The 716-nt window shown below is 49.9% G+C and carries 2 protein-coding genes; one reads left to right on the forward strand and one right to left on the reverse strand.

What is annotated here, in order from left to right:
- The coding region (locus tag BFF42_RS27930; RefSeq protein ID WP_252866565.1) for a transposase at positions 1-75 on the reverse strand (75 nt) is incomplete at its 3' end.
- 20 nt (positions 76-95) lie between these two features.
- On the opposite strand from BFF42_RS27930, the gene BFF42_RS19260 reads away from it, so the two are divergent.
- On the forward strand, positions 96-500 hold the full coding sequence (locus tag BFF42_RS19260) for a DUF826 domain-containing protein (protein ID WP_235868451.1): 405 nt from the start codon (positions 96-98) through the stop codon (positions 498-500).
- Positions 501-716 lie beyond the last annotated feature (216 nt).

Here is a 716-nt window from a genome sequence, read left to right on the forward strand (position 1 = left end):
AAGTTGATTTTCAAGAACCGTTCTGACAGCTTCGGCTTTGAACTCTTTAGAGTAACGTTGGTTTTTTCTGCTCATTATTAGCTCCTTCTGATGCCATTCTATTTCAGGAAGGAGTGTCCGTTAAACTCAGGCTACCTCAATCAGCGCCAGTCAGTCAGCCGGAGCAAAAACAGAAGCCCCACTCATTCCGGAACAACCTTCTTAATAACCCATTTCAACGAGAAAATCCTATGTCAGAAATAAAATCGCTGGTCACTGCTGAGGCAGTGAAGGAAGTCCTGCGCTCTGAAGAAGTCCGGAGCGCACTGAAACAGCAACTTCGGCAGAACCTTGAGGCGCGTCTTGATGCAGAAGTGGATTCAATTCTGGATGAACTGCTGGGCGCACCGACTGTTCCGGAGCCGGAAGGCATTGCGGATGACAGTGCTGTTTCAGATGGCGTCGGGTCTCAGCCTGACGGTAGTGAAGGGCCTCAGCCTGACGGCGAAATGATGATGTAACCATGCGCAGGGGGTGTCGGTGTGAGCTGATGCCCCACTTGTTGTTGTGAGCTTCCGGATTGCGGGAGACGGGGTATGTACCAGATGGAAAAAATCACAACAGGTGTGTCATACACCGTAAGCGTAAACTGACCGCCGTATGTAGCCATTAAGCCTGTATTGGTAACGTAGGTGCCCACCTTTTCAACTAGTGGACACCTGTTATGGAACAGAAAG

The organism is Shigella sp. FC1661 (genome assembly GCF_001712525.1).
GTDB classification, from domain to species: Bacteria; Pseudomonadota; Gammaproteobacteria; order Enterobacterales; family Enterobacteriaceae; genus Escherichia; species Escherichia coli.